The organism is Mycobacterium sp. NGS64, assembly GCF_059812245.1.
Genome location: NZ_JCALCI010000001.1, coordinates 94,731 through 116,812, shown reverse-complemented (window position 1 = coordinate 116,812; position 22,082 = coordinate 94,731). Strand labels below are relative to the sequence as shown.

Below are 22,082 nucleotides of genomic sequence, written 5' to 3'. Positions count from 1 at the left end.
GATGAGGACCGCTAATTGTTGCATCACCGTGGATTTCGCCGCGTCGAAACCGGACGCGCCCGCGGGGCCCGCCTCCAGCTCAGTCGCGCGAAAACGCAAGCGCGAGTTCCCTTTCCACGTCCTCGTACGGCCTGCCCGAGAAGTCGAAGGTGACCTCGGCGATGGTGCCGCCGGTGAACGTGAACGGCGCCTTGTAGCGGCTCGACACCCGCGAGCCGCCGTTGCGCCCGACGGTGATCCCGGCCCCCGCCAGCCCGAACGTCCCCGGATGGGTCGCCACGTCCGCCAGGGTGCCGACCACCTCGGCGTCGACGAACAGGGTCAGGTCTCCGAGCGGCGTGTGGCTGTTCTCCACCGTTCCGGTCCGCGCGTAGCGAACCCCCAGCAGGTGCCGGCCCAGCGGCACCGGGCCGGACGACGACACCAGCTGCTGACGCTCGCCGAGGAAGTTGTAGACGTAGTGCAGCCGCCCGTCCTGCACGAACAGCACGTGCCCGCCGTGCGCGCCGCCCTGCTTGAACAGCACGCCTTCGGCACCGGTGGTATCCACCGTCACGTCGGCCAGCACGGCGAACGAGCGCCCGCGGATCTCGGCGGCAGCGCCGATGCCGACGTCGGCGCAGTCGGGATAGTAGGTGTAGCTGGACCGTTCGCCGACCAGGTAGGGCCGCGAGCGCATCATCGTCTCGATGATGTTCAGGTCCGACAGCGGCAGGCCGTTGTACTTGGCGGCCTCGGAATACCACAGTGCCTTAAGCTCTTCCAGCTTCTCGGGTTGCTCGCCGGCCAGATCATGGCACTGGCTGCGGTCGGCCTCGATGTGGAACAGCTCCCAGCGGTCGGCGTCGAAATGCGACCAACCCGCGGGTGTGGCGGCATGGACGGTGTTGGCGAACCAGCCCTCGTGCCAGATCCCGCGGGTGCCCAGCATGGTGTAGAACTGGGTCCGTTTGCCGGTGTCGGCACCCGGATCCGCAAGGGCCACTTTGAAACTCACGCCGTCCAGGGGTTTCTGCGTGATGCCCTTGACCTGCTCGGGCGGCGTCATGCCCAGCAGGTCGTAGACGGTCGGGGTGATGTCGCAGACATTCACGTAGTTGTCGCGGACCTCGCCGTGCGCGGCAATTCCGTTGGGCCACGAGACGATTGCCGTGTCGGCGATGCCGCCCTCGTGGGAGGCGTAGCGCTTGTACAGCTTGTACGGCGTGTTGAAGGCCATCGCCCACCCGATCGGGTAATGGTTGTAGGTCTCCGGGCCGCCCAGGTGGTCAAAGAGCTTCATGCTCTCCTCGACGGTGTCGATGTAGCCGTTGAAGAACTTGCCCTCGTTCACCGAGCCGTTGGGGCCGCCCTCGCCGCTGGCGCCGTTGTCAGAGATCACCACGATGATGGTGTCGTCCAGCTGGCCGGACTCCTCGAGGTAGTCGAGGATGCGGCCGATCTGGGCGTCGGTGTAGCTGAGGAAGCCGGCGAACACCTCGGCCATGCGGCAGAACAGCTTCTTTTCTTCCTCGCCCAGCGAATCCCAGGGCCGCACGGTGTCCTGCAACGGCCACGGCTCGCCGTTGGGCCCCTTCACGTCGGCGTAGGGGTTCACCGGCGACAGTTCGGTGCCCTGCGGAACGATGCCCATCGACTTCTGGTTTTCCAGCACGATCTCGCGGTAGCGCTCGTAGCCCATGTCGAACCGGCCCGCGTAGCGGTCCGCCCACTCCTTGAAGACGTGGTGCGGGGCGTGGCCCGCGCCGGGGCACACATAGCTGAACCACGGCTTGTCCGGGGCGATCACCTTCGCGTCGCGGATGAACTCGATGGTCTTGTCCGCGATGTCCTTCGACAGGTGATAGCCGTCTTCCGGTGTGGCCGGCGGGTTGACCGGGTGGTTGTCGTACACCAGGTCCGGATACCACTGGTCGGTCTCGCCGCCCATGAACCCGTAGAACCGCTCGAATCCGCGTGAGGTGGGCCAATGCCGTTTCGTCGACGCCAGGTTCGACTCTTCCAGGGGCGTGAGGTGCCACTTCCCGACGCAGTAGGTGTTGTAGCCGCGCTCGGCGAGCACCTCGGAGATCAGCGCGGTGTCGGCGGGGATCCGTCCGTTGCAGTTGGGGAACCCGTCGGTGAACTCCTCGATGGTCGCCATGCCGACGGTGGTCGCGTTGCGCCCGGTCAGCAGGGACGCTCGCGTCGGCGAGCACAGCGCGGTGGTGTGGAACTGCGACAACCGCACGCCGCGCTCGGCGATCCGCGTCATCGCGGGCATCTCGACCAAGCCGCCGAAGCAGTCCCAGGTGGCGATCCCGGTGTCATCCCAGACGAGGTAGAGGATGTTCGGCGAGTTCTCCGGCGCCGTCGGTGCCGCGTACGGCCCCCAGTCCGGCTCCGAGTCGCGGATATCCAGTTCGATCTTGCCCTGAAACTCGGTCGACCCCGTCATTGCTGCCAGCCTCACTCTTGTTGGTGGACCCCGTTACGCGCGTGGCGTGGAGACTACACCGGGCAGGTGAGAGCAAGGTGTGAATCTCAAGACGCGTTCGCCGGGACGCCACCCGTTCGCCAGCAGACGCAAAAGCCCCCGACACGCCGAGCGCGCGGGGGCTTTTGTGTCTGCTCGCTACTTGGCCTTCTCGAGGATCTCGACGAGCCGCCAGCGCTTGGTGGCCGACATCGGGCGCGTCTCCATCAGCGAGACGCGGTCGCCGATGCCGGCGGTGCTGTTCTCGTCGTGCGCCTTGACCTTCTTGGTGGTCCGAATGATCTTGCCGTACAACGGGTGACGCATGCGGTCTTCCAGCTCGACCACGATGGTCTTCTGCATCTTGTCGCTGACCACGTAGCCGATGCGCACCTTGCGCCGGCCGCGCGTTTTCGGGTTGGCCGGAGTGTGCTTGGGGCCCTTGTCCTTCGCCGCGGCGTCGGTGGGAGCGGCCTTCTTGGGGGCGGCCTTGGCGGGCGCCTTCTTAGCTTCTGCCATCACGAATCCTTATTTCTCCTCAGTGCCGTCGGGTCCGCTGGCCAGGCCCAGTTCCCGTTCGCGCAGCACGGTGTAGACGCGCGCGATTTCCTGACGCACCGTGCGGAGCCGGCGGTTGTTGTTGAGCTGTCCGGTCGCCATCTGGAAGCGCAGGTTGAACAGCTCCTCCTTGGATTCGCGCAGGCGATCGGTGAGCTCTTCATCGGTGAGCTCGCGCAGTTCGCCCGGCGAAATGCCCAGTGCCATCAGAACTGATCCTCTCGGGTCACGATGCGTGCCTTGATCGGCAGCTTGTGGATTGCGCGGGTGAGCGCGGCGCGGGCCGTCTGCTCGTTGGGGTAGCTGAGCTCGAACAGCACCCGGCCCGGCTTGACGTTGACGACCCACCACTCCGGGGAGCCCTTACCCGAACCCATCCGGGTCTCGGCGGGCTTCTTGGTCAGCGGGCGGTCGGGGAAGACGTTGATCCACACCTTGCCGCCACGCTTGATGTGCCGGTTGATCGCGATACGAGCCGACTCGATCTGGCGGTTGGTCACGTACGCGTGCTCGAGCGCCTGGATGCCGTAGTCACCGAAGTTCACCTGCGTGCCGCCGCTGGCGATGCCGCGCTGGCGCGGGTGGTGTTGCTTGCGGTGCTTAACCTTGCGGGGAATCAACATGATTCAGCTCTCCGTACTCTGCGGTTCGGGGGCCGGCGCGGCCTCGACCGGGGCCGCCGCGGCTTGATCCTCGGCACCCGCGGCCCGGCCGGCCTCGGTGCTGGTCGCCGTGGTGCCCGACGCCCCGCTGCGCCGCGGACGCGTGCCCGACGGCCGCTCACGACGGGGACGGTCGGCGCCCGCCGGTGCGGCGGCGGTCAATTCGCGCTTGCCGCCGACGATGTCGCCCTTGTAGATCCACACCTTCACGCCGATGCGGCCGAAGGTGGTCTTGGCCTCGTACAGGCCGTAGTCGATGTCGGCGCGCAGCGTGTGCAGCGGCACCCGACCCTCGCGGTAGAACTCCGAGCGGCTCATCTCCGCGCCGCCGAGGCGGCCGGAGCACTGCACGCGGATGCCCTTGACGTTCGGTTGCCGCATCGCCGACTGGATGGCCTTGCGCATCGCGCGGCGGAACGCCACCCGGTTGCTCAGCTGCTCCGCGACGCCCTGCGCCACCAATTGTGCTTGCGATTCGGGGTTTTTGACCTCGAGGATGTTCAGCTGGACCTGCTTGCCGGTCAGCTTCTCCAGGTCGGCCCGGATCCGGTCGGCCTCGGTGCCGCGGCGGCCGATGACGATCCCGGGGCGCGCGGTGTGGATGTCGACGCGGACCCGGTCGCGGGTCCGCTCGATCTCGACGTCGGCGATGCCGGCGCGCTCCAGGCCGGTGGACAGCAGCCGGCGGATCGCCACGTCTTCCTTGACGTAGTCGGCGTACTGCTTGTCGGCGTACCAGCGGGACTTCCAGTCCGTGGTGATGCCGAGCCGGAAGCCATGCGGATTGATCTTCTGGCCCACTAGTCTGAGCCTCCCTTCGTTTCCGAAGCCTCAGAAGTAGTAGGGGTTTGAGCCTTTTTGGCCGGAGCTTTCTTGGCGGCCGGCGCCTTCTTGGCGGGAGCCTTCTTGGCCGGGGCCTTCTTCGCCGGCGCCTTCGCGGCCGCCTTGCTGGCCTCGGCGCGACGGGCCCGGGTGGACTTCGCCGAACGCTCGCCGGAGGCCGGCCGGCTTTCCACCACGACCGTGATGTGGCTGGTGCGCCGGCGAATCCGGAAAGCGCGGCCCTGGGCGCGCGGACGGATGCGCTTGGCGGTCGGGCCCTCGTCGGCGTACACGGTGGCGACCACCAGCGTGGCGGGGTCCAGGCCGTTGTTGTTCTGCGCGTTGGCCGCGGCGCTGGCGATCACCTTGGCCACCGGCTCGCTGGCGGCCTGCGGCGCCCAGCGCAGGATGTCGAGCGCGTCTTCCACCGACTTGCCACGCACCAGGTCGATCACCCGGCGCGCCTTGGTCGGCGACACCCGCACGAACCGTGCCTTGGCGACGGCCGACGGATATTCAGTCGTCGTGGTGCTCATCGGCGCTTGGCCTTTCGGTCGTCCTTGATGTGGCCCTTGAAGGTGCGCGTCGGGGCGAACTCGCCCAGCTTGTGGCCCACCATCGCCTCGGTGACGAACACCGGGACGTGCTTGCGCCCGTCGTGCACGGCGAAGGTGTGGCCGATGAAGTCAGGGATGATCGTCGAACGACGCGACCAGGTCTTGATGACCTGCTTGCTGTTCTTCTCGTTCTGCACGTCCACCTTCTTGAGCAGGTGGTCGTCGACGAACGGTCCCTTTTTCAGGCTGCGAGGCATGTCTTGCTACTCCTGTTACCGCGAGTGCTTCTTGCCGGTACGCCGGCGTCGGACAATGAGCTTGTTGCTCTGCTTGTTCGGATGACGGGTACGGCCCTCGGGCTTGCCCCACGGGCTGACCGGGTGGCGCCCGCCGGAGGTCTTACCCTCACCGCCGCCGTGCGGGTGGTCGACCGGGTTCATCACGACACCACGGACGGACGGGCGCTTGCCCTTCCACCGCATCCGACCGGCCTTGCCCCAGTTGATGTTTGCCTGCTCGGCGTTGCCCACCTCGCCGACCGTGGCGCGGCAGCGCACGTCGACGCGGCGGATCTCGCCGCTGGGCATGCGCAGCGACGCGTAGCTGCCCTCCTTGCCGAGCAGCTGGATGCTCGACCCGGCCGAGCGCGCGAGCTTGGCGCCGCCGCCCGGGCGCAGCTCCACGGCGTGCACCAAGGTACCGGCCGGGATGTTGCGCAGCGGCAGGTTGTTGCCGGGCTTGATGTCGGCGTTGGGGCCCGACTCCACCACGTCGCCCTGCGAGAGCCCAAGCGGGGCAATGATGTAGCGCTTCTCGCCGTCCAGGAAGTGCAGCAGCGCGATGTTGGCCGTGCGGTTCGGGTCGTACTCGATGTGCGCGACCTTCGCGTTGACGCCGTCCTTGTCGTTACGACGGAAGTCGATCACCCGGTAGGCGCGCTTGTGGCCACCACCCTTGTGGCGGGTGGTGATCCGGCCGTGCGCGTTGCGGCCGCCGTGACCGTGCAGCGGGCGCACCAACGACTTCTCCGGCTCCGAACGCGTGATCTCGGCGAAGTCGGACACGCTGGCGCCGCGGCGACCCGGGGTCGTCGGCTTGTACTTACGAATTGCCATGTCTCATCAGTTCTTTCTAGCTCGGTGCGCCGAAGAGGTCGATCGGCTTGCTGCCCGGGGCCAGGGTGACGATGGCGCGCTTGGTGCCCTTGCGCTTGCCGTAACCGGTCCGGGTGCGCTTGCGCTTGCCCTGCCGGTTCGCGGTGTTCACCGACGCGACCTTGACGGAGAAGATCTTCTCGATGGCGATCTTGATCTGCGTCTTGTTCGAGTCGGGGTGCACCACGAACGTGTACACGTTCTCGTCCAGCAGCGAATAGGACTTCTCGGAGATGACCGGCGCCAGGATGATGTCGCGGGGGTCAGCGATGGTCGCCATCAGGCCGAAACCTCCTCGGCAGAGCTGGTGTTGGCGGAAATGTAGGCGTTGAGGGCCTCGACGCTGAACACCACGTCATCGGAGCGCAGCACGTCGTAGGTGTTGAGCTGGTCGGGCGCCAGCACATGCACGCCGGGCAGGTTGCGCACGCTCTTCGCACCGGTCTCGTCGGCGCGGCCGATGACCAGCAGCAGCCGCTTGCGATCGGACAACGTGTCCAGAAATGCCTTGGCGCTCTTGGTCGACGGGGTCTGGCCCGCGACCAACTCGGTGATCGCGTGGATTCGTCCGTTGCGCGCGCGGTCGGACAGCGCCCCGCGCAACGCCGCGGCGATCATCTTCTTGGGCGTCCGTTGGCTGTAGTCGCGCGGCTTCGGGCCGTGCACCGTGCCACCGCCGGTGAACTGCGGGGCCCGTGTCGAACCCTGCCGGGCGCGTCCGGTGCCCTTCTGCCGGTAGGGCTTACGGCCACCGCCGCTCACCTCGCCACGCGTCTTGGTCGAGTGCGTGCCCTGGCGGGCGGCGGCCCGTTGCGCGGTGACCACCTGGTGCATCAGCGCGATGTTGGCCGGGGCGTCGAACAATTCGGCGGGCAGCTCGACGGAGCCGTCGACCTTGCCGTCCGGCGTCTTGACGTCAATCTTGAGTGCCATCAGTTCTCACCTCGTTTGATCGCGCTGCGAACCATCACGAGTCCGCCGGTGCGGCCGGGGACCGCACCCTTGATCAACAGCACGCCGTTCTCGGCATCGACCTTGTGCACCAACAGGTTCTGCACGGTCACCCGGTCGTTGCCCATCCGGCCGGCCATCCGGGTGCCCTTGAAGACCCGGGCGGGCGTGGCGCAGCCGCCGATGGAACCCGGCCGGCGGTGCACCGCCTGGGCGCCGTGGCTGGCGCCCTGGCCGCGGAAGCCGTGCCGCTTCATGGTGCCGGCGAAGCCCTTGCCCTTGGAGGTGCCGGTCACGTCGACGTAGGCGCCGTCGGCGAAGATCTCCGCCGTCAGCTCCTGGCCGACCTCGTATTCGGCTGCGGCGTCGGGGTTGTCCAGCCGCAGCTCGGCCAGGAAGCGGCGCGGGTTGACGCCCGCCGCCGTGTACTGACCGGTGACCGGCTTGTTGACCTTGCGCGGGCTGATCTCGCCGTACGCCAGCTGCACGGCGCTGTAGCCGTCGCGCTCCGGCGTGCGGATGCGGGTCACCACGTTGGGACCGGCCTTGACCACCGTCACCGGCACGACCCGGTTGTTCTCGTCGAACACCTGCGTCATGCCCAGCTTGGTACCCAGAAGGCCCCGCCTCTGGGCGGGATTGCTCTGTCGTGCCATGAGTCGTCGATCTCCTACTGGATGTTGACGTCGACACTGGCCGGAAGGTCGATGCGCATCAGCGCGTCGACCGTCTTCGGCGTCGGATCGAGGATGTCAATCAACCGCTTGTGCGTGCGCATCTCGAAGTGCTCCCGCGAGTCCTTGTACTTGTGCGGAGAGCGGATGACGCAATACACGTTCTTCTCGGTCGGCAGCGGCACCGGCCCTACGACGCTGGCACCCGTGCGGACGACGGTCTCGACGATCTTGCGCGCCGATGCGTCGATGGCCTCATGGTCGTAGGCCTTAAGCCTGATGCGGATCTTCTGTCCCGCCACGCTTTCTCCTACCCTCACTCCTCTTAAAGCCCGTGTCCCGGGCTGGTGCCCCCGGCGCGCGGATCGGCGGCCCAACCTTGGGCCGGTCGAGCGTCGCGCCGGATACTGCGCCGCTGTTTACCTGTCGTGGTCCACCGGCCCCCGCGGTCGGGCGTGTCACCCTTACGCAGCCTCGTGCGCGGCCGAAATTGGTCGCATTCCGAGGTTGGGACCGGACGCGCCCGGTTGGGCGCTGGTCGTATGCCCGGCCAGGCAGAACCCGGCGCAAGGCAACCTGAACAGTATGCCTCAGATCATGGGTTTGGCCAAATCCCGGGCAAACCTCGCCGGGACTCAGGCACCCGCCGATTCGGTGGTCGCCGCGTCGGCCCTTTGCTGGGCCCGTTGCACGTGCAGGAAACCGTCGACGGCGGCTCGCGCACACTCGCGATAGTCGAAGTCGGGCAGGGTCGACAGGCGTCCCAGCATCAGCGGGCCGATCAGCAGCGCGATGGCGCGCGACCGGTCGACCTCGCCCAGTTCGGCGGCGGCCTCAGGGCTGTCGAAAACCGCGTCGAACGGGGCGGCGTACTGCTGCGCGATGCGCTCCCGCAGCGTGCAAATCGACGCGCTGTCCGCGGTGCCGGCCTGGTGGGGTTCCGGCAACTTGTCCAGGTCGCGGCCCAGCGAGAGCCACGACATGGCCGTCAGCAGGGCCGGCGCCTGCGCCACGGTTTCGGCATGGGCCAGCACCAACCCGATCAGGCGATCGCGCAGCGAGCCGTCGGCCGGCGGCATCGGCGGCGGCGGTATCAGGCTGTTGAATGCCGCTGCCAGCAAATCATTTCCGCTCGGGAAGTGGCGATACAGGGTCGCCCTCGCTACATTGGCGCTACGAGTGACCGCATCGACGGTCACCGCGCTGGGACCCCCCGAACGCAGCAGCGCAGCGGCGGCCTCGAGCAAACGGGCCCTGGACCGCGCTGGACGGGGGTCGGTACTTCCGCCGGTAATTGTGAGCTACCTCCCGGTTTGGGACCAAGACTCTCGGTCTACCTACAAGACCAAGAGTCTCGAAAATCTCGCTACGCCCCCGTTAGGAGGCGCTTCATATGGCCGAAACGCTGGTACGGCCTGATCAGCGTACTGATGTAACGCGCATCGGGGGTAGTCCCCGCGCCCGAACTTGGACGCTGGCCGTCGCCTGCATGGGCGTCGGGCTGGTCGTCGCGTCGATGACGGCGCTGAACACCGCGCTGGGCGACCTTGCGGTCGCCACCTCGGCGACACAGTCGCAGCTGACCTGGGTCGTCGACGGCTACACGGTGGCGCTGGCCTGCTTGCTGCTGCCCGCCGGGGCGATCGGTGACCGCTACGGCCGGCGGGGTGCGCTGCTCGTCGGTTTGGTCATCTTCGCCCTCGGGTCTGCGGCGCCGGCTCTGTTGCACAGCCCGCTGCAGATCATCGCGGGACGGGCGGTCGCCGGCGTCGGCGCCGCCTTCGTGATGCCCGCGACGCTGTCGCTGCTGACGGTGGCCTACCCGAAGGAGGACCGCATCAAGGCCGTCGGGATCTGGGCCGGGACGGCCGGTTCCGGCGGGGTGCTGGGCATGTTCGGATCCGGCCTGCTGCTGCGCTTTTGGGACTGGCACGCGATCTTCTGGTCGTTGGGCGTCGCGGGCCTGGCGATCTTCGCGCTGGCATGCACCGTCGCGTCATCGCGGGAAGCCAACGCGCCCCGGATCGATTCGATGGGCGCGGTGCTGATCGGCGCGGCCGTCGCGATCGCGGTGGCCGCGATCCTGGAGGCGCCCGACCGCGGCTGGAGCGATCCCCTGATCTGGGGCGGGCTGCTCGCCGGGGCGATCATCGCGGCCGTGTTCGGCGTCGTCGAATTCCGGACAAGCCATCCCCTGCTCGACGTGCGACTGTTCGGCGACCCGAGCTTCGCCACCGGCGTGGCGACGATCGTCGTCCTGTTCGGCGCCACGTTCGGTTTCTTCTACCTGGGCATGCAGTACGTGCAGCAGATCATGGGCTACTCCCCGCTGATGACGGCGGTGGCGTTCGGGCCGTTCATGGTGCCGCTGGGCATTTTCTCGGCGCTGTCGTTTTGGTATGTGCCGAAGTTCGGGCTGCGGCTGGTGCTATTCGTGGGCACGTTGACGATGGCGGTCGGCTTTCTGTGCATGCAGACGCTCGACCTGCATTCGAGTTTTCTCGGCATGGCGTGGCCGACGCTGATCCTGAGCACCGGCATCGGATTCTGCACCGCGCCTACGACTTCGGCGATCATGGGCGCGGTCCCGGACGAAAAGCAGGGGGTCGCGTCCGCGGTCAACGACACGTCGCGCGAGATGGGCGGCGCCCTGGGGATCGCCGTGGCCGGCTCGATACTGGCCGGCCGCTACTCCCACGAGCTGGCGCCCAGGTTGGCGGGGTTCCCGGCCCCGGTGCGCGGCCCTGCGACCGACTCGCTCGCCAAGGCGGTCGAGGTGGCCGAAAAGCTGGGGCCGCAAGGTGGCCAGCTGGCCGAGGTCAGCAAAGCGGCGTTCATGACGGCGATGCACGCCTCGACGACGGTCCTGGCCGTGATCGTCACCATCGCCGCGGTCCTGATCGGCCTGTGGGCTCCCGGGCGCGACGGGCGGCAGCTGAAGGTCGTGCGCCGGCTCTTCGCCGGGGCGCGCCCCGGCGTCGGGCGGCATCGAGAACCGTCCCGCTGACGCCCAATGTCGCTGCCGGAGAACCACACCGGCTGACCGGTGGTCGTTGATCGGAGCCACCCCGACCTGAATTTTTCTCCGCCGTCAAACCGGGCCGGCTCAGATACTTGCGAACGTCCGCTCGTCGTGGTATTTGAAAATATATATCGACAGGTGCAGGTCATCTCGCGGGTTGAGGTGAGTGTGGTGTTGATGGGTATCGACTCGTTCAGCAAACAGGCATCCAAACCGCGCGCGGATCGCGGATCGCTGAAGGGAGGTGATATTCGACATCGGGACGTCGTGCCGTCCACGAACATTGCGACGCAGAGTTCGCGCCTGACGGGAAGTCAGCCGCGCGCCCGCCACTTGTCGTGGCCATCTACGTGGGCAGCATGAATGTCACCGCATTTTCGGGGCGGGTCACGCTGCGGCGTGGCCCGCCCCAACTGAATGCATGGTGAAGATCCGCCGAAAACGCCTCGGGAGACCCCGGGTGGACGATAGTGTGCGCTGAAGCGGTGTCCGTGATGGGGAGGCGGACGACGTCGAGACAGGCGGGGGAGCCGAATGTCGTATGTGTTCGCAGCGCCCGAGTATGTGGCCAATGCCGCAATGGATTTGGCCAACATCGGTTCGGCGATCAGCGACGCGAACTCGGCCGCTTTGGGCCCGGTATCCAGCGTGATGCCCGCGGGCGCCGACGAGGTGTCGGCCGGCATCGCGAGCCTGTTCGACGCGCACGCCCAGGTCTATCAGGCACTCAGCGCCGCGGCGCAGGCCTTCCACACCCAGTTCGTCCAGCTGATGAGCGCCGGCGCCGAGCAGTACGCCCTCACCGAGGCGGCGAACGCGTCACCCCTGCAAACCGTCCAGAACATGGTGACGGGCAATGTCCCCGGCCAGGCGCTGTCGAGCGCGCAACCGCTGGCGAGCACCGCGACCTCGGCAGGTTCCGCGGCGGCGGGGGTGCCCGCGGCAGCGGCGGGCGTCTCCGGTGGCGCGGCGCCGGCGGCGCCGGCAGCCCCCGTGGCGACGGCGGTCACGCCGGCCGCCGCGGTCACGCCGACTCCCGCGGCGCCCGTTGCGCTGGCGCCGACCGGCACGCCACTCGCGGCGGCGCCGGTGGCCGCGCCGCTTGCACCGGCCGGCGCGCCGGCCGCCGCCGTGCCGGCGGACGTCGCCGCTCCGGCGCCCGTTAGCGCGCCGGTGGCGGCGGCGCCGGTGGAAGCAGCGCCGGTCGAAGCGCCCGCGTTCTCTCCGGCGACGGCGGCACCGGCGCTGCCGATCGGTACGCCGTTGACGGCGGCGCCCGCGACGACACCGAACTATTCCCCCGCGACACCCGCCTACTCCCCGGCTTCCGCGGCCGGCTCTCATGAGGAGCAACCCGCGGCGATGGGCGCGCCGGTCGAGATGCAGCCTTACTCGGCCTGATTCGCCGACCCCCGCCCGGAGCCGCCGGCTATCTGGCGAAAACGCCATGACGCCGTTGCGGCAGGGCTAACATCGGCCCCAACAAAGTCAAAACCAACCTCGAGGCGACCCGCCGGGCCGAGTTGGGAGCACACCAAATGACTTTTCTGATTGCGGCACCGGACGTGATGCAAGCGGCCACAAGGGATTTGGCCGGGATCGGCGCTGCGCTAAGCGAGGCCAACAAAGCGGCGGCGGGCGCCACCACCGAAGTCCTCGCGGCGGGAACGGACGAGGTGTCGGTCGCCATCGCGTCGGTGTTCGGGTCCCATGCCGTGCAATACCAGGGCTTGAGCGCCCAGGCGGCAGCGTTCCATCAACAATTCGTGCAATTGATGGGTGGCGGCGCGTCTCAGTACGCCCTCGCCGAGGCCGCCAGCGCCACCCCGCTGCAGATCATCGAGCAAGACATCCTCAATGTGATCAACGCACCCAGCCAATTGCTGACGGGTCGCCCACTGATCGGCAACGGCGCCAACGGGAAGCCGAACACTGGGGCCAACGGCGCAGATGGTGGCTGGCTCTATGGCAACGGCGGGAATGGCGGGTACGGCGCGATCGGCGGAAAAGGCGGCAACGGCGGTGCCGGCGGCTTCTTCGGCGGAGCCGGCGGGGCCGGCGGGGCCGGCGGCCAAGGGGCCACGGGAGGAAACGGCGGGGCCGGCGGATTCTTCGGTGGCGTCGGAGGAGCCGGCGGAGCCGGCGGCATCGGAGGCGCGGGTAGCGGCGGGGCGGGCGGCAACGGCGGCGCGAGCGGGCTGTTCGCCGTCGGCGGGGTCGGCGGGCAGGGCGGCGCAGCAGCAGTAGGTGGTGTCGGCGGTGCCGGCGGTCAGGGCGGGGCGGGCGGATTCCTGGCAGCCGGAGGGGCCGGCGGCGTCGGCGGCCTGGGCGCCTCTGGCGGCGGGAACGGCGGCAGCGGCGGGGTCGGCGGCTTGTTCGGCGCCGGTGGGGCCGGAGGCACGGGAGGCTTCGGCACCGCAAATATCGGCGGAACCGGCGGAACCGGCGGAGCAGGCGGGATTTGGGCGGCCGGCGGCGCGGGCGGCGGCGGTGGCGCCGGACTGCAGGGCGGCGCTGGTGGAGCCGGCGGCAATGGCGGCATCATCGGCGGGGACGGCGGCGCGGGCGGCGCGGGCGGATTGGTCAATGGTGCCTTTACCGGTGGTCAAGGTGGCGCCGGCGGGACTGCCGGTTTCCTGGTTGGCAACGGCGGAGCCGGCGGAGCCGGCGGAGATGGCCAGGTCGGCGGCCACGGCGGTGCCGGCGGCAAGGCGGCGCTGATCGGCGATGGCGGTTCAGGTGGCAACGGTGGCTTCGGCTTCACCGCCGATGGCGCCGGCGGCAACGGGGGCGACGCCCAGCTGGTCGGGTTTGGCGGCAACGGCGGCAACGGTTTCATCGTTGGTGGCACCAATCCGCCGGGCACCGGCGGCCAAGGCGGATTGTTGATCGGCGAACCCGGACCGGACGGTCTGGCCTTCTGACCACTCGCGATTTACACAACGAATTCCGCGGCCCGGCGGCCGATCATCACGGTGGTCGCGTACGGTCCGCGGCTGGGGATCGCGGGCAAGATGGAACCGTCTACCACCCAAAGGTTTTCGATGCCGTAGACCCGGCAATGCGGATCGACGACGGCGCCCATCGGCGCCGTCCCGCACAGGTGTTGCGACGTCGACCACACCGGTGACCCGACGGACGTTGCGGTACCGGCCAATTCGCGGGCCAGTTCGCTGCCCCCGCGCAGCGCGGCGACGTCGTCGGGCTCGCTGTCATAGCGGTGCTCGATGTGCGGCGGCACGTCGGGATCCGGTGAGACCAGCGTGATGCGTCCGCGGGCCCGCGGCCGCATCAGCGCCACGCCGATGTGCGGCCAGTCGGGGTGTCCGGCGGTGCCGTCGCCGGTCATCGCTACGAATCCGCCCGTGTACGGCCGGATCTCGATCCCGTCGTCGGTGCTCAGCACGACCTCCACCACGGGCCGCCCTGGCGCCACGGCCCAGTTCGTCGGCAACACCCATTCGGGGTGGTCGCTGCACGCCGTCGCGACCGGCAGCGGCGCCACCACCGGGACGCCCGCGGCGCGCAGCATTGCTTCGTCGCCGATGCCGGAAAGCATCAGCAGGTGCGCCGATTCAATCGCGCCGGCGCACAACACTATTCGATCGGCGGAAATCGTCGCCCGGCCTTGCGGGCCGATCACGTCGACGCCCACCACCGTGGCGCCCGCGAAACGCAGTCGCACCGCGCGGGTCCGCTCCAGCAACGTCAGGTTGGGCCGCCCGAGCGCCGGCAGCAGGTACGCGGCACCCGATCCGGTGCGCACGCCGTCGACGATATTGAGCGGGACCGCCCCCAGCCCCGAAACCAGTTCCGGCCCAGCATCGTTGAGATCGTCGATCCACCCAAACCCGGCGCGCTCCGCCTCCGCGATGAAAGCTTCCGTGGTACCGGTCATTTCGCGGGTTCGCCGCACCGGGATCGGCCCGGCCCGGCCGTGCGCGGGGCCGTCGAAATCGAGGTCGGTCTCGATGGCGCGGAAGTGCTCGAGCACATCCGACCATGCCCAGCCGGGCACCCCGGCGCGGTCGAAGTCGCGCGGCAGCGCACGACAGAAGTACCCGCCGTTGATCGCACCCGAACCGCCGACGGTGGCGCCGCGCACGATCGGCAGCTTCAGGGCGTGCCGATCGGTCAGCGTGGTCAGGTAGCGCCGGGCCAGCGGGCTGCCGACCCCGATCGGCAGTTGCAACCCGTTGGCGGCCAGCGCCAGCAACTCCGGGTCGGCCAGCGCGGGGCCGGCCTCTAGCACGGTGATGGTGCGGGCGGGATCGGCGGAAAGGCGTTCGGCGACAACCGAACCAGCGCTGCCGGCGCCGACGATCAGCACATCGCTGTGCGGGGCGGCTGCGGTCAACGGGCGTCGAAACCGCTATGTGCGAATCTGCGGCTTGAGCGCCCGCACGTTGCGTTCGCGGGCCACACCCCACCACAGCCCGAGGCCGTAGGCCAGGTCGTCGACGCGCTTGAGCAACAGGTAGGTCAGCAGCCCGATGGGTTCGGCCTCGTCGCCGGTGGCGTCCCGGCGGCGCAGCCAGTCCACCACGCCGTCCATGACGGCGGCCACCAGCACGACGCGTCTGCAGTGGCGCGACAGGATCGCCGCGACCAGGGCCAGCGGCCAGTAGTGCCGGCACAGGGCCGACGCCAGCTGCAGCGCCGCCGACCACAGGCCGCGGGTCGCGATCGTCAGGACGTCCACGAGCGAGGTCTCGGCGCCGCGCATCGCCTTGGCGATCCGCCGGCCGGTCACCAGGGCGACGACGATCGAGGCGAGCTGGCTGAGGCTCGTCCCCAGCGCCACCAGGATCCAGGCCATCAGCGCCCAGCCGGAGATCACCACCGGGGCCGTCTTGTCCGGGTGACGCACCGACAGCGGGGCCGCCGAGCCGCCGTAAAAGGCCTTGCGCGCGAGCCAATCCCGTAACTCGGTGCGGTGATCGTGGGCGACCTGGGCGATCGGCTCGTAGCGAAGCCGCGCGCCCGCCTCGATCAGCCGCCAGCACAGGTCGACGTCCTCGCCGGACTGCATCGTCTCGTCGAAGCCGCCGACGTCACGGATGGCCGAGCGGCGGCAGATGATCGCCGCGCTGGGAACGTAGGACACCGTGCTGTGGGGCAGCACCGGGGCCTCGCGTTCCCCGAGGTCCAGCGACGAGTGCACCGCCTCGTAGCGGGCGACCACGTTCTCGCTGTGCGACAGGCCGACGATGCGCGGCGCGACCAGGGCGACCGTCGGATCGCAGAAGTGACCGAGCAGGGCCTCGAGCCAGCCGCGGCGCGGCGTCACGTCGGAGTCGAGAAACGCCACGAAGTCAGTCGTGCAGGCGGCCAGCCCGGTGTTGCGCGCCGCGGCCGGACCCCTGCTGTGGGGGTGGCGCAGCACCTCGACGTCGCAGTGCGCGCCGATGAAGTCCTCCGGCTCGATCGGCGGGAACGAACCGTCGTCGACCACGATGACGCGCAATCCGCGCAGACAGCTGACCAGGTGACGCACCCCGGAAACGTTGTCCCGCACCGGAATTACCACGGTCACGTCGCGGTGCGACGGGCCGCCGGCGGGGCGCGGGTGCGCCACGGTGGCGTCGAGCAGGGTGCGGGCCAGTTGGGCGCTGACGTCGTCGCGGACCTTCAGCCGGCCGTCGGAAAGCATGTTCTGGGCGGCGGGGGCCAACTTCAGCAGGCGCGTCGGCGAGCCACCCAGCAGGGCGGAACCGTCGCCGAGCACCCGCACGCGGCGGTCGACCTGGACGGCGAACCCGTCCGGCAATCGCGTTGCCGTCATGTCAGCTTCCCGTCGCGCCCGGGCGACCACCGGGCGACCCGACGGACGCAGTCGTCGACCATCTCGCAGAAGATCCGCTTGCCCTCGGCGGCCGTCGCGGTGGTGGGGTCCCCCAGCACCCCGACCCGGCTGACCGCCGCGACGCCCCCGCGGCGCATCGACGGGAGCAAGTCCGCCAACGGCGCCCGGTTGCCGCTGAGCCACCGGTCGGTCAGCACGTCGGCCGGCGAGATGTGGAGCAACACCGATGTTTCGGTATGGCCGGCGTGGGCGTCGCCGCCGGCGGCGACGCAGGGGCACCAGGCGGCGTCTCGGCCCTCGGCCCGCAGCGCGCTCACCGCGCCGCGCAAAGCGCCGACATTGCCGCCGTGACCGTTGACAAACACGAGCCGCGGGGCCCAGCAAGCCGCTGACCTGCCGTACTCCACCAGCAGCGTCGTCAGGGCCTCGGTGCCGATCGAGATCGTTCCGGCGAAGTCTTGGTGCTCGCCGCTGGCGCCATAGGCGATGGCCGGCGCGACCAACCAACCCTGTTCCAGGCGGGCCCTGGCCGCCCGCGCGACCGCCGTCGCGATCTGGGTATCGGTGTCCAGCGGGAGGTGCGGACCGTGTTGTTCGGTCGATCCCACCGGGACCATTAATGACGGCGAGGTGCCGAATAGCTGGCTCGACGCCATCGTTGCTAATTCGCCGAGTACGGGCACTGGCTGATGGTAGGACGAATTCACCTGGCGTGCACCAATTGTTGACCCTACAAAATTATTTTTTTCTGGGCTGTTCACCAAGCGGTCGAATTTGATGGCTCGTTCGTCACGGTTGCCTCGCAAGTACCACAATTTTCGCCGCCGCCGATTCACGCTAGAGGGCCATTTCGCGCTGTTGGTGAAAACGGCCCATGCTCAATCCCGGGCAAGAGGCCCGACATACCCAAATTTAGGCCCAGATTTAGGCGGGCGGTACCCCGAGCGCCCGCGCAAAGCCGTCCGGCACCAAGAGGTCGTCCGGGGTGAGGTCGTGAACCGAGGAGCGCCCCAGGCCCATCAGCGCCGAGTCGATGCCGCCGCGCAAGATGTCGAGGACGTTCTCCACACCGGCCTGCCCGCCGGCCGCGAGGCCCCACAGGTACGCGCGGCCGATCATCACCGCCCGCGCCCCGAGCGCCACCGCCTTGACGACGTCGCTGCCGCGGCGGATGCCGCCGTCGAGCAGCACCTCGACCTGGTCCCCGACCGCCGCGACCACCGCGGGCAGGGCGCGGATCGACGCCGGGGTGCCGTCGATGTTGTTGCCGCCGTGATTCGACACCGAGATCGCCGAAACACCCACGTCCACAGCCCTTTTCGCGTCGTCGACGCGCATCACGCCCTTGAGCATGAACGGTCCGCCCCACAGCTCGCGCAGCCAGGCGATGTCGTCCCAGGTCGGCGGCGGGGTGCCCATCCATTCGCCGTACGCGGCGAAGAAGGGCGGGCCGGGCTCGCCGCGGCGCGCCTGGTTCGGCACCCGCAGGTTCGGGGGGCGCAGCGTCTTGCCGTACTTCCACAACCAGCGGGGCTTGAAGACCGCCTCCGGAGACTGGCGCAGGATGGTGCGCAGGTTCATCTCTTCGGGGATCTTCGGACTGCCCCAGTCGCGCCCGTGCGAGAACGACCAGTCGGTGGTGACGATCAGGCCGACTGCACCGGCCTGGCGCGCGCGTTCCACGCGCTCGGCGATGGCGTCGCGGCCGCCGAGCCAGTACACCTGGAAGAACAATTTGGGGTTGGCGGCGATGACCTCTTCGATCGGTTTACTGGCGAAGGAGGAAAGCCCCATCGCCGTTCCCCGCGCCGCCGCCGCCCGTGCGACGGCCACCTCGCCGTCCGGGTCGACCGCCTGGACGCCGGTCGGCGAAATGACCACCGGCAACGAAATATCCTGCCCCATAACGGTAGTCGATTGGTCGCGCTTTTCCGGGGCGCCGACGACGTGGGGCGCGAATCCGAGTTCGCTGAACGCTTCGACGTTGCCTGCGACGGTGATACCCTTTTCACTGCCCGCAAGCAGCGCCGAATAAACCGATTTCGGAAGCCGCCGCTTCGCGCGCTGCTGGGCGATGGCGACCGTTTCGAACCATTGGTCGGCCATGGCTAGACGGGGCTTTCGTTGCAGAGCCGCGCGGGGGGTCGCGAGAGTTTCAGGAGCACCGGCCCACTCGTCTTCCGGGAATGGTCGGCGCGGGGCCGCGGGGTGCTGCGGTCGCGGGCCAGGGCCTGCTCGCTATGGCCTTGCACGCATTCGGGATCGGGCCCGTCCATCGGCAGGCCGGTGAAGAACTTGGCCGCCATGCATCCGCCCCGGCAGCTGTCGTAGTGCCCGCAGCTGCCGCACGCCCCGGCCGACTGCGGTTCGCGCAGCTCACGAAACAGCGGTGCGTTCTTCCAGACGTTGTCAAATCCCCCGTCGGACAGGATGTTTCCGGCCAGGAAGCGGTCGTGGATGGCGAACGGGCAGGCGTAGACGTCGCCCACCGGGTCGATCAGGCACACGACCCGCCCGGCGCCGCACATGTTCAATCCGGCCAGGGCGCCGGAGGAGCCGAGCGGGGCGAGGTGGAAGAAGGAATCGCCGGTGAGCACCCGCTCCCCCTTGGCGACCAGCCAGTCGTAGAGCTGGACCTGCTGGGCGGCGGTGGGGTGCAGCTCTTCCCACACGTCCGCGCCCCGGCCCGACGGCCGCAGCCGGGTGATCCGCAGGGTGGCTCCGTAACGGCTTGCCAGCGCGGCGAATTCGTCGAGTTGGTCGACGTTGTGCCGGGTCACGACGACGGAGATCTTCGCGTCTTTGAAGCCTGCACTGGCCAGGTTCTCCAGCGCGCGCACCGCCATCGCGAACGAGCCCGCGCCGCGCACGGCGTCGTTGACCTCCGCGGTGGCGCCGTCGAGCGAGATCTGGACGTCGACGTAGTCGCTGGCCGCCAGGCGTGCCGCGACCTGCGGGGTGATCCGGACGCCGTTGGTCGAGAACTTCACGCCGACGTGGTGTGCGGTCGCATAGTCGACCAGCTCCCAGAAGTCCGGCCGCACGGTGGGTTCGCCGCCGCCGATGTTGACGTAGAACACCTGCATGCGTTCCAGCTCGTCGATGATGTCCATGCACTGGCGGGTGGACAACTCCCGCGGATCCCGTTTGCCCGACGAGGACAGGCAGTGCACGCACGCCAGGTTGCACGCGTACGTCAGCTCCCACGTCAGGCAGATCGGGGCGTCCAGGCCGCGCTCGAACTGTTCGATGAGCCGCGGAACAGCGACACTCATTCGGCCTCCTTGGCTACCAGCATGTTTGACTCCGCCAGCACACCCAGCGCGTGCAGGTACGGCCCCTGCCCCGGGTCGTCCACGCCGGCGGCACGGCAGGCCGACCGGACGTCGGGATGGTCGGCCAGCGACCTCACCACCGTGAGGATGGTGCGGTTCTTCAGGAAGGACAGCTTGCGGGTGCCGAAGTGGTACAGCAGCGCGCCGAACGGCTCCGGCCGAACCGCCACCTGCGGGTGCAACCGCCAGCCGCGGTCGGGATCGAACACGCGGATCAGTAGACCCCGCACATCCCGTCGATGGACACCTCTTCCACGAGGGTCTCGGTGATGAGCTCGGTCTCGGTCTCGTTTTCGTGCTCCATGGAACTTTTCCTCCCGTTGGGACTCGACAAGGATGGATCGTTCTGGACACAATATGGCATCGAGTGCCGCAATGGAAGGGCGGGTCTGACATGCCGCAGCCGCGGGTGGGCCGGCGCCGCTCGACGACACCGGGGCACATCACCGACGTCGCCCTCGAGTTGTTCGCGGCCCGGGGATTCGACGAGGTGAGCGTCGACGACGTCGCGCACGCGGCCGGCATCGCCCGCCGCACGCTGTTTCGCTATTACGCCTCCAAGAACGCGATCCTCTGGGGCGATTTCGACGCCCACCTCGCGCACCTGCGGGAGCTGCTCGACAACGTCGACCCGCGGGTGCCCCTCGACGAGGCGTTGCGCGGGGCGCTGTTGGCGTTCAACACCTTCGACGAGTGCGAGACGGTCCGGCACCGCCAGCGCATGCGGGTCATCCTGGAAACCGCTGAGCTGCAAGCGTATTCGATGACGATGTACGCCGGCTGGCGCGAGGTGATGGCGGGCTTCGTGGCCCACCGATTGGGCGTCAAGACCACCGACCCGCTGCCGCAGACCGTCGCCTGGACCATGCTCGGGGTCGCGCTGAGCGCCTACGAGCACTGGCTCTCCGACGAATCCGTCCCGCTGCCCACCGCGCTCGGCAACGCGTTCGACGTCGTCGGCGCGGGGCTGGAACGGCTGGACCGATGAGCGGGGGCGTCGAGCACCTGCTGCACATGCTGCGCTCGCAGGGCCGGTTCTGTGCGGGCTCCGGCTCCCCGATGTACGGGGAGCTCTTCGAGTTGGTGGCCGGCGACGTCGAGGCGGGCGGCGTCTTCGCGACCGTCCTGTCCGGCCACGAGGACGCGCCCTCGCGCCACGCGGTGCCGCTGCGGCTGCTCGGCGGGCTGCACCGGTTGGTGCTCGACGGGCGGGCGCCGCAATTGCGCCGCTGGTATCCCAGCACCGGCGGCGCCTGGGACGCGGCGAGCGCGTGGCCCGAAATCCTGCGCACCGCGGCGGAGAACACCGACGCGTTACGCACCGCGCTCCATCAGCCGCCGCAGACCAACGAGGTGGGCCGGTCCGCCGCGCTGATAGGCGGACTTCTGCGGCTCAATCGCGAATTCGATTTACCGATAAGGCTTTTCGAGATCGGATCGAGCGCGGGCCTGAACATGCGCGCCGACCACTACCAGTACCGCTACGGATCCGGTCTCAGGGGCGGCCGATGGGGGCCGGCCGACTCGCCGGTCACCATCGACGACGCCTGGCGCGGCGCCCTGCCGCCGGACGGCGCCCTGCGCATCGTCGAGCGAAACGGCTACGACATCGCGCCCATCGACGTCACCGGCGCCGAGGGGGAAGTGACCGCGTTGAGCTACGTCTGGCCCGACCAGGACGCCCGGTTGCGCCGGCTGCGCGGCGCCATCGCCGTCGCCCGGACCGTTCCGGCGGCCCTCGAGCGCCGGACGGCGGCCGAGGCGGTGGCCGGACTGACCCTCGCCGCCGGCGCGCTGACCGTGCTGTGGCATTCGATCACCTGGCAGTACCTGTCCGACGACGAGCGCGCCGCAGTCCGCGCCGGGATCGAGGCGCTCGGTGGGCGGGCCGACGCCCGGTCGCCGTTCGCGCACCTGACGCTGGAGCCGGCGCGCGACGGGCCGGGCACGCCGATCCGGTTTCTGGTGCGGGCCCGCAGCTGGCCCGGCGGCGAGCCGGCCGTCCTCGCCGAATGCCATCCGCACGGCCCGCCGGTGAATTGGCAATAGTTTTTTTCTCCTCCGCCCCGGTACTCGCCGAGCCGGC

The 22,082-nt window shown here is 69.1% G+C and carries 25 protein-coding genes; 5 read left to right on the top strand and 20 right to left on the bottom strand.

The window, feature by feature from the left end; all coding sequences use genetic code 11:
* Positions 1–79: 79 nt before the first annotated feature.
* The 13 genes from AC5Y4S_RS00555 to AC5Y4S_RS00495 all read right to left on the bottom strand — a co-directional run bounded on the left by AC5Y4S_RS00555 (position 80) and on the right by AC5Y4S_RS00495 (position 9,080).
* Positions 80–2,437 (bottom strand): arylsulfatase, encoded by a 2,358-nt coding sequence (locus AC5Y4S_RS00555; RefSeq protein WP_500029175.1) that lies wholly within the window; start codon positions 2,435–2,437, stop codon positions 80–82.
* Positions 2,438–2,614: 177 nt separating this feature from the next.
* Positions 2,615–2,977: a 30S ribosomal protein S17 gene (gene rpsQ / locus AC5Y4S_RS00550; RefSeq protein ID WP_500029174.1), complete on the bottom strand. Its 363-nt coding sequence runs from the start codon at positions 2,975–2,977 to the stop codon at positions 2,615–2,617.
* 6 nt (positions 2,978–2,983) lie between these two features.
* The gene (rpmC, locus tag AC5Y4S_RS00545; protein ID WP_085190742.1) at positions 2,984–3,220 is read right to left on the bottom strand and encodes a 50S ribosomal protein L29; all 237 of its coding nucleotides are present in this window, start codon (positions 3,218–3,220) and stop codon (positions 2,984–2,986) included.
* Entirely contained in the window at positions 3,220–3,636 is a 417-nt protein-coding gene (rplP, locus tag AC5Y4S_RS00540) for a 50S ribosomal protein L16 (RefSeq protein WP_067012938.1), read from the bottom strand. Before rplP ends, rpmC begins: the two co-directional genes overlap by 1 nt.
* A gap of 3 nt (positions 3,637–3,639) precedes the next feature.
* Positions 3,640–4,476, bottom strand: a complete 837-nt coding sequence (rpsC, locus tag AC5Y4S_RS00535; protein ID WP_068129310.1) for a 30S ribosomal protein S3 — start codon at positions 4,474–4,476, stop codon at positions 3,640–3,642.
* The gene (gene rplV, locus AC5Y4S_RS00530; protein WP_068104443.1) at positions 4,476–5,033 is read right to left on the bottom strand and encodes a 50S ribosomal protein L22; all 558 of its coding nucleotides are present in this window, start codon (positions 5,031–5,033) and stop codon (positions 4,476–4,478) included. Before rplV ends, rpsC begins: the two co-directional genes overlap by 1 nt.
* The gene (gene rpsS, locus AC5Y4S_RS00525) at positions 5,030–5,311 is read right to left on the bottom strand and encodes a 30S ribosomal protein S19 (RefSeq protein WP_025738376.1); all 282 of its coding nucleotides are present in this window, start codon (positions 5,309–5,311) and stop codon (positions 5,030–5,032) included. Before rpsS ends, rplV begins: the two co-directional genes overlap by 4 nt.
* Positions 5,312–5,326: 15 nt before the next feature.
* Positions 5,327–6,169 (bottom strand): 50S ribosomal protein L2, encoded by an 843-nt coding sequence (rplB, locus tag AC5Y4S_RS00520; RefSeq protein ID WP_085190746.1) that lies wholly within the window; start codon positions 6,167–6,169, stop codon positions 5,327–5,329.
* Between the two features lie 16 nt (positions 6,170–6,185).
* Positions 6,186–6,488 carry a 50S ribosomal protein L23 gene (rplW, locus tag AC5Y4S_RS00515; RefSeq protein ID WP_067159533.1) on the bottom strand — a complete coding sequence of 101 codons (303 nt, stop codon included), beginning with the start codon at positions 6,486–6,488 and terminating at the stop codon, positions 6,186–6,188.
* Positions 6,488–7,141 (bottom strand): 50S ribosomal protein L4, encoded by a 654-nt coding sequence (gene rplD / locus AC5Y4S_RS00510; protein ID WP_500029173.1) that lies wholly within the window; start codon positions 7,139–7,141, stop codon positions 6,488–6,490. Before rplD ends, rplW begins: the two co-directional genes overlap by 1 nt.
* Positions 7,141–7,815 carry a 50S ribosomal protein L3 gene (gene rplC / locus AC5Y4S_RS00505; protein WP_068185933.1) on the bottom strand — a complete coding sequence of 225 codons (675 nt, stop codon included), beginning with the start codon at positions 7,813–7,815 and terminating at the stop codon, positions 7,141–7,143. The genes rplD and rplC overlap by 1 nt, the downstream gene beginning before the upstream one ends.
* 14 nt (positions 7,816–7,829) lie before the next feature.
* Complete coding sequence (rpsJ, locus tag AC5Y4S_RS00500; protein ID WP_003873519.1) at positions 7,830–8,135, bottom strand: 30S ribosomal protein S10; 306 nt, start codon at positions 8,133–8,135, stop codon at positions 7,830–7,832.
* Positions 8,136–8,468: 333 nt separating this feature from the next.
* Entirely contained in the window at positions 8,469–9,080 is a 612-nt protein-coding gene (locus tag AC5Y4S_RS00495) for a TetR/AcrR family transcriptional regulator (protein ID WP_500029172.1), read from the bottom strand.
* Positions 9,081–9,226: 146 nt separating this feature from the next.
* Between AC5Y4S_RS00495 and AC5Y4S_RS00490 the strand changes: the two genes are divergently transcribed.
* The 3 genes from AC5Y4S_RS00490 to AC5Y4S_RS00480 all read left to right on the top strand — a co-directional run bounded on the left by AC5Y4S_RS00490 (position 9,227) and on the right by AC5Y4S_RS00480 (position 13,779).
* Positions 9,227–10,840: an MFS transporter gene (locus tag AC5Y4S_RS00490; RefSeq protein WP_500029171.1), complete on the top strand. Its 1,614-nt coding sequence runs from the start codon at positions 9,227–9,229 to the stop codon at positions 10,838–10,840.
* Between the two features lie 549 nt (positions 10,841–11,389).
* The gene (locus AC5Y4S_RS00485) at positions 11,390–12,256 is read left to right on the top strand and encodes a PE family protein (RefSeq protein ID WP_500029170.1); all 867 of its coding nucleotides are present in this window, start codon (positions 11,390–11,392) and stop codon (positions 12,254–12,256) included.
* A 137-nt stretch (positions 12,257–12,393) separates the two neighbouring features.
* The gene (locus tag AC5Y4S_RS00480) at positions 12,394–13,779 is read left to right on the top strand and encodes a PE family protein (RefSeq protein WP_500029169.1); all 1,386 of its coding nucleotides are present in this window, start codon (positions 12,394–12,396) and stop codon (positions 13,777–13,779) included.
* Positions 13,780–13,790: 11 nt separating this feature from the next.
* Here AC5Y4S_RS00480 and mftG read toward each other — a convergent pair whose 3' ends face one another.
* From mftG to mftA, 7 genes are all read right to left on the bottom strand, one after another.
* Entirely contained in the window at positions 13,791–15,212 is a 1,422-nt protein-coding gene (gene mftG / locus AC5Y4S_RS00475; protein WP_500029168.1) for a mycofactocin dehydrogenase MftG, read from the bottom strand.
* A gap of 15 nt (positions 15,213–15,227) precedes the next feature.
* Positions 15,228–16,640 carry a mycofactocin biosynthesis glycosyltransferase MftF gene (gene mftF, locus AC5Y4S_RS00470; RefSeq protein WP_500029167.1) on the bottom strand — a complete coding sequence of 471 codons (1,413 nt, stop codon included), beginning with the start codon at positions 16,638–16,640 and terminating at the stop codon, positions 15,228–15,230.
* Positions 16,637–17,368 (bottom strand): mycofactocin biosynthesis peptidyl-dipeptidase MftE, encoded by a 732-nt coding sequence (gene mftE / locus AC5Y4S_RS00465; protein ID WP_500029166.1) that lies wholly within the window; start codon positions 17,366–17,368, stop codon positions 16,637–16,639. Before mftE ends, mftF begins: the two co-directional genes overlap by 4 nt.
* A 217-nt stretch (positions 17,369–17,585) precedes the next feature.
* Positions 17,586–18,767 (bottom strand): pre-mycofactocin synthase MftD, encoded by a 1,182-nt coding sequence (mftD, locus tag AC5Y4S_RS00460; RefSeq protein ID WP_500029165.1) that lies wholly within the window; start codon positions 18,765–18,767, stop codon positions 17,586–17,588.
* A 2-nt stretch (positions 18,768–18,769) separates the two neighbouring features.
* Positions 18,770–19,936 carry a mycofactocin radical SAM maturase gene (gene mftC, locus AC5Y4S_RS00455; protein ID WP_500029164.1) on the bottom strand — a complete coding sequence of 389 codons (1,167 nt, stop codon included), beginning with the start codon at positions 19,934–19,936 and terminating at the stop codon, positions 18,770–18,772.
* The gene (gene mftB / locus AC5Y4S_RS00450) at positions 19,933–20,205 is read right to left on the bottom strand and encodes a mycofactocin biosynthesis chaperone MftB (protein ID WP_500029163.1); all 273 of its coding nucleotides are present in this window, start codon (positions 20,203–20,205) and stop codon (positions 19,933–19,935) included. Before mftB ends, mftC begins: the two co-directional genes overlap by 4 nt.
* 5 nt (positions 20,206–20,210) lie before the next feature.
* Positions 20,211–20,300, bottom strand: a complete 90-nt coding sequence (mftA, locus tag AC5Y4S_RS00445; protein WP_500029162.1) for a mycofactocin precursor MftA — start codon at positions 20,298–20,300, stop codon at positions 20,211–20,213.
* A 90-nt stretch (positions 20,301–20,390) separates the two neighbouring features.
* On the opposite strand from mftA, the gene mftR reads away from it, so the two are divergent.
* Both mftR and AC5Y4S_RS00435 read left to right on the top strand, forming a co-directional pair.
* Positions 20,391–20,984, top strand: a complete 594-nt coding sequence (mftR, locus tag AC5Y4S_RS00440; protein WP_085190764.1) for a mycofactocin system transcriptional regulator MftR — start codon at positions 20,391–20,393, stop codon at positions 20,982–20,984.
* Positions 20,981–22,045 (top strand): DUF2332 domain-containing protein, encoded by a 1,065-nt coding sequence (locus AC5Y4S_RS00435; protein WP_500029161.1) that lies wholly within the window; start codon positions 20,981–20,983, stop codon positions 22,043–22,045. The genes mftR and AC5Y4S_RS00435 overlap by 4 nt, the downstream gene beginning before the upstream one ends.
* The last annotated feature ends 37 nt before the right edge of the window (positions 22,046–22,082 follow it).

Bases quoted from the DNA above. Each gene is read 5' to 3' on its own strand.
- rplD (WP_500029173.1), bottom strand. From the start codon at position 7,141: ATGGCACTCAAGATTGACGTCAAGACGCCGGACGGCAAGGTCGACGGC.
- rplB (WP_085190746.1), bottom strand. From the start codon at position 6,169: ATGGCAATTCGTAAGTACAAGCCGACGACCCCGGGTCGCCGCGGCGCC.
- AC5Y4S_RS00555 (WP_500029175.1), bottom strand. From the start codon at position 2,437: ATGACGGGGTCGACCGAGTTTCAGGGCAAGATCGAACTGGATATCCGC.
- rpsS (WP_025738376.1), bottom strand. From the start codon at position 5,311: ATGCCTCGCAGCCTGAAAAAGGGACCGTTCGTCGACGACCACCTGCTC.
- AC5Y4S_RS00480 (WP_500029169.1), top strand. From the start codon at position 12,394: ATGACTTTTCTGATTGCGGCACCGGACGTGATGCAAGCGGCCACAAGG.
- mftR (WP_085190764.1), top strand. From the start codon at position 20,391: ATGCCGCAGCCGCGGGTGGGCCGGCGCCGCTCGACGACACCGGGGCAC.
- AC5Y4S_RS00490 (WP_500029171.1), top strand. From the start codon at position 9,227: ATGGCCGAAACGCTGGTACGGCCTGATCAGCGTACTGATGTAACGCGC.
- rpmC (WP_085190742.1), bottom strand. From the start codon at position 3,220: ATGGCACTGGGCATTTCGCCGGGCGAACTGCGCGAGCTCACCGATGAA.
- mftD (WP_500029165.1), bottom strand. From the start codon at position 18,767: ATGGCCGACCAATGGTTCGAAACGGTCGCCATCGCCCAGCAGCGCGCG.
- mftF (WP_500029167.1), bottom strand. From the start codon at position 16,640: ATGACGGCAACGCGATTGCCGGACGGGTTCGCCGTCCAGGTCGACCGC.
- rplC (WP_068185933.1), bottom strand. From the start codon at position 7,815: ATGGCACGACAGAGCAATCCCGCCCAGAGGCGGGGCCTTCTGGGTACC.
- AC5Y4S_RS00485 (WP_500029170.1), top strand. From the start codon at position 11,390: ATGTCGTATGTGTTCGCAGCGCCCGAGTATGTGGCCAATGCCGCAATG.
- mftA (WP_500029162.1), bottom strand. From the start codon at position 20,300: ATGGAGCACGAAAACGAGACCGAGACCGAGCTCATCACCGAGACCCTC.
- AC5Y4S_RS00435 (WP_500029161.1), top strand. From the start codon at position 20,981: ATGAGCGGGGGCGTCGAGCACCTGCTGCACATGCTGCGCTCGCAGGGC.
- rplW (WP_067159533.1), bottom strand. From the start codon at position 6,488: ATGGCGACCATCGCTGACCCCCGCGACATCATCCTGGCGCCGGTCATC.
- mftC (WP_500029164.1), bottom strand. From the start codon at position 19,936: ATGAGTGTCGCTGTTCCGCGGCTCATCGAACAGTTCGAGCGCGGCCTG.
- rplV (WP_068104443.1), bottom strand. From the start codon at position 5,033: ATGAGCACCACGACGACTGAATATCCGTCGGCCGTCGCCAAGGCACGG.
- rplP (WP_067012938.1), bottom strand. From the start codon at position 3,636: ATGTTGATTCCCCGCAAGGTTAAGCACCGCAAGCAACACCACCCGCGC.